The following is a 4118-nucleotide window of genomic DNA, read 5'->3' on the forward strand; positions in this document are numbered from 1 at the left end:
AGCGAAGTCGAGACACGCTTGGGAAGCGCCAGCCTTCGCGTGTCTCGACTTCGCTCGACACGAACGGGAGTATAGGCTTGGCTTGTCCCCTTCCGGTCGCTAACTGCCGTTGCTGCCCAAAACCTCATCCACCCACGCGGGCACCAGCGCCGTCGCCGGGCCATGCCGTGCCTCGTCGAACCAGTAGCTGCCCTGACTCGGCTCCATATTGAGTTCCAGCGTCCGTGCGCCCGACGCGCGCGCTTCGCGCACGAACCCCGCGGCGGGATAGACCGCACCCGATGTGCCGATCGACACGAACAGGTCGGCGCGGTTCAGCGCGTGATATATCTCCTCCATCCGGTACGGCATCTCGCCGAACCAGACGATGTCGGGCCGAAGGTGGCCGGCGATGCCGCACGTGCTGCACGCCGGCCGGTCGAGCAGCGGCCCCGTCCACGGCATGCGGTTGCCGCACGCGGTGCACCAGGCATTCAGATGTTCGCCATGCATATGGATCAGCCGCTTGGCCCCCGCGCGTTCGTGCAGGTCATCGACATTCTGCGTCACGATCAGCAGTTCGCCTGGCCATTCGGCGTCGAGCCGCGCCAGTGCTTCATGCGCGACGTTCGGCGCCTTCGTCCGGATCGCCGCGCGCCGCATGTCGTAGAATCGCAGGACGAGGTCGGGGTCGCGGGCAAAAGCCTCGGGCGTCGCGACATCCTCGACGCGGTGCTGTTCCCATAATCCGCCGCCGTCGCGAAACGTGTCGATGCCGCTTTCGGCGGATACGCCGGCGCCGGTCAGGATGACGATATTCTGGATCGCAGTCATGCCTCCTCTCTATCCGCTGGTATCGCGCGAAGTCGAGATGTCGCGCCGTGTCGGTGTGCATCTCGACTTCGCGCGACGCGAGCGGCTAAGGGAAGGCGAAAGCAAGGGGACACATATGACCAGCATCGGCATTATCGGCAGCGAAGGGCGGATGGGGGTCGCGCTCGCCGCCGCGATATCCGAGGCGGGGCAACAGGGCGGCGGCATCGATCGCGGCGGCAATGTGCTGAAACTCGTCAGCGAAAGCGATGTCCTCGTCGATTTTTCGTCGCCCGCGGGGCTCGAGGCGACGCTCGACGCTTGTGTGGCCGCGCATAGGCCCATCCTGATCGGCACGACCGGGCTCGAGGAGCGCCATCATTATCTGATCGACGATGCCGCAAAGGATATCGCGGTGCTCCAGACGGGCAACACCTCGCTCGGCGTCACGTTGCTTGCGCATCTGGTGCGCGAGGCGGCGAAACGGCTCGATCCCGGCTGGGATATCGAAGTCGTCGAGATGCACCACCGGATGAAGGTCGATGCGCCGAGCGGCACCGCGCTGCTGCTCGGACAGGCGGCCGCCGAAGGACGCGGGATCAGTCTCGAAACCGGCGCCGAACGCGGCCGCGACGGCGTCACGCGCGCGCGCGGGCGCGGCAATATCGGCTTTGCGAGCCTGCGCGGCGGCACGGTGGCGGGCGACCATGACGTGATTTTCGCCGGCGACGAGGAAATGATCACCCTGTCGCACCGCGCCGAAAGCCGCATGATCTTTGCGCGCGGCGCGGTGCGCGCGGCGCTGTGGCTGCTGAACCAGAAGCCCGACCGCTATACGATGCCGCAGGTGCTGGGGCTGAACTGACCGCCATGAAGAAGGCCGACATCTTCGAATTCTACCGCCGCCTCGCCGAGCTCAACCCGAGTCCGGAGACCGAGCTCGAATTCGGCAACACCTATCAATTGCTCGTCGCGGTCGTGCTGTCGGCGCAGGCGACCGACGTCGGGGTGAACAAGGCGACGCGGAAGCTGTTTCAGGAGGTGAAGACGCCGCAGGCGATGATCGACCTCGGCGAGGACGGCCTCAAGCAGCATATCAAGACGATCGGGCTGTTCAACGCCAAGGCGAAGAACGTCATCGCGCTCAGCGAAATCCTCGTGCGCGACTATGGCGGCGAGGTGCCCGCGGACCGCGATACGCTGGTCGAACTGCCGGGGGTCGGGCGCAAGACCGCCAATGTCGTGATGAACTGCGCCTTCGGGGCGGAGACCTTCGCGGTCGATACCCACATCTTCCGCGTCGGCAACCGCACCGGCCTCGCGCCCGGCAAGACGCCGCTCGCGGTCGAGAAGAAGCTGGAGACGGAAACCCCCGCGCCCTTCCGCGTCGGCGCGCACCACTGGCTGATTCTCCACGGCCGCTACATCTGCAAGGCCCGCACCCCCGAATGCTGGCGCTGCCCGGTGGCCGATCTCTGCCGTTACAAGCCGAAGACCCCGGCGCCCAAGGCGAAGAAGGCGGCGTAGCCGAGTATTGGTCTGGCTTGGGGTGGTGAGCGGACATGCCCCACCTTCGTCATTCCCGCGCAAGCGGGAACCCAGTGTGGGGTCAGCCGACGCACGCTCTGGGTTCCCGCTTGCGCGGGAATGACGATGTTATAAAGACACGAAATATCGCTTAACGGCCGAAACCCGGCATCCCATAAGATTCGCGCAGAGGCGCAGAGGCCGCAAAGGGGAAAAGCACTCCGCCTCTGCGATCTTTGCGCCTCTGCGCGAATCTCATTCGGAGCCGCCTTCGCGGCTCTGGCCGCAATCGCTCGCTAACGGACCCCCATCCCCGGGCTTGTCGAAGCGCCGTTCTTCCTCCAGCATATGCGCGGGCTTCGACCGGCTCGGTCCGAACGGATCGAACGAAAAGATTAAAGGGGTTGCCGATATGCGTCTTGTTTCCGCCTTCCTTGCGTCCGCCGCCATGCTGGCCGCGGCGCCCGTTCACGCCAAACCCGCCGACACTGCGGCGGCGAAGAAGATCCTCATGGACAGCGTCGCGATTCCGACGGTCGAGGGGCGCGGCAAGGTGCCCGAACTGGCGGCATACTACGCCGGTGTGCTGAAGGCGGCGGGATACAGCGATGCCGACATTGAAATCACCCCGATGGGCGAAACCGCGACCTTTGCCGCCACCTTGCAGGGGACGACCAAGGCCAAGCCGATCGTCCTCCTCGGCCATATGGATGTCGTCGAGGCCGACCCCAAGGACTGGACCCGCGATCCCTTCGTGCCGGTCGAGGAGAATGGCTATATCTTCGGCCGCGGGTCGGAGGACAACAAGTTCGACGTCGCGATGATGGTCGCGACGATGGCCGCGCTGAAGCAGCAGGGCTTCAAGCCGAAGCGGACCATCATTCTCGCGCTGTCGGGCGACGAGGAAACCTCGATGATGACGACGCGCGCGCTCGCGGCGAAATATAAGGGCGCCGAATTTGCGCTCAACGGCGATGGCGGCGGCGGGCTGATCGGCGAGGACGGCAAGCCCAAATATTATGGGCTGCAGGCGGGCGAGAAGACCTATGCCGACTATGTGCTCGAAGTCACCAACCCCGGCGGGCACAGCTCGCGTCCCGGCGCGGTCAATGCGATTGTCGAGCTGTCCGAGGCGCTCGCGAAGATCGGCGCCTATCGTTTCACGCCGCAGCAGAACGAGCTGACCAGGATCGGCATGCCGATCGTCGCCGATCAGGTCGGCGGCGACATCGGCGCGGCGCTGAAGGCCTTTGCCGCCAATCCCGCCGATGCGAAGGCGATCGCCGCGATCCGCGCCGATCCCGAATATGTCGGCCAGATCGGCACGACCTGCGTGCCGACGCTGGTCAAGGGCGGCCATGCCGAGAATGCGCTGCCGCAAAGGGCGACGGCGAACATCAACTGCCGCATCTTTCCGGGCGTCAGCATCGAGGCGGTGCGCGCCGAGCTCGAAAAGGTCATCGCCGACCCCGCGGTCAAGGTGAACACCGACCCCGACGCGACCGCGAGCGACGCCTCGCCGCTGCGCCCCGACGTGATGGCGGCGGTGACCAAGGCGGTCCATGCGCGCGCGCCGGGGCTGCCGATCATTCCGTCGATGAGCGCCGGGGCGACCGACAGCCTGCATTTCCGCGCCGTCGGCGTGCCGAGCTATGGCGTCGCGGGGCTGTTCAGCAAGGCGAGCGATAGCTTCGCGCACGGCCTCAACGAACGCGCGCCGGTCGATGCGATCGCCCCGGCGCTCGCGTATTGGGACAGCTTGCTGCGCGATCTGTCGAAATAGGTGTCGTGGCCCCGCC

The 4118-nt window shown here is 66.0% G+C and carries 4 protein-coding genes; 3 read left to right on the plus strand and 1 reads right to left on the minus strand.

The window, feature by feature from the left end:
* Positions 1-99: 99 nt before the first annotated feature.
* Positions 100-813 (minus strand): NAD-dependent deacylase, encoded by a 714-nt coding sequence (locus ACE3SL_RS12860; protein WP_374526138.1) that lies wholly within the window; start codon positions 811-813, stop codon positions 100-102.
* A 115-nt stretch (positions 814-928) separates the two neighbouring features.
* Between ACE3SL_RS12860 and dapB the strand changes: the two genes are divergently transcribed.
* The 3 genes from dapB to ACE3SL_RS12875 all read left to right on the plus strand — a co-directional run bounded on the left by dapB (position 929) and on the right by ACE3SL_RS12875 (position 4102).
* Positions 929-1657 (plus strand): 4-hydroxy-tetrahydrodipicolinate reductase, encoded by a 729-nt coding sequence (gene dapB, locus ACE3SL_RS12865; protein WP_374526139.1) that lies wholly within the window; start codon positions 929-931, stop codon positions 1655-1657.
* Between the two features lie 5 nt (positions 1658-1662).
* Entirely contained in the window at positions 1663-2319 is a 657-nt protein-coding gene (nth, locus tag ACE3SL_RS12870; protein WP_374526140.1) for an endonuclease III, read from the plus strand.
* A gap of 412 nt (positions 2320-2731) precedes the next feature.
* Complete coding sequence (locus ACE3SL_RS12875; RefSeq protein ID WP_374526141.1) at positions 2732-4102, plus strand: M20/M25/M40 family metallo-hydrolase; 1371 nt, start codon at positions 2732-2734, stop codon at positions 4100-4102.
* Positions 4103-4118 lie beyond the last annotated feature (16 nt).

It is taken from the genome of Sphingopyxis sp., assembly GCF_041916015.1.
Lineage (GTDB): Bacteria > Pseudomonadota > Alphaproteobacteria > Sphingomonadales > Sphingomonadaceae > Sphingopyxis.

What these genes read in the sequence shown, in the direction of transcription:
- ACE3SL_RS12860 (WP_374526138.1), bottom strand. Translation starts at nt 813, where the DNA reads ATGACTGCGATCCAGAATATCGTCATCCTGACCGGCGCCGGCGTATCC.
- dapB (WP_374526139.1), top strand. Translation starts at nt 929, where the DNA reads ATGACCAGCATCGGCATTATCGGCAGCGAAGGGCGGATGGGGGTCGCG.
- nth (WP_374526140.1), top strand. Translation starts at nt 1,663, where the DNA reads ATGAAGAAGGCCGACATCTTCGAATTCTACCGCCGCCTCGCCGAGCTC.
- ACE3SL_RS12875 (WP_374526141.1), top strand. Translation starts at nt 2,732, where the DNA reads ATGCGTCTTGTTTCCGCCTTCCTTGCGTCCGCCGCCATGCTGGCCGCG.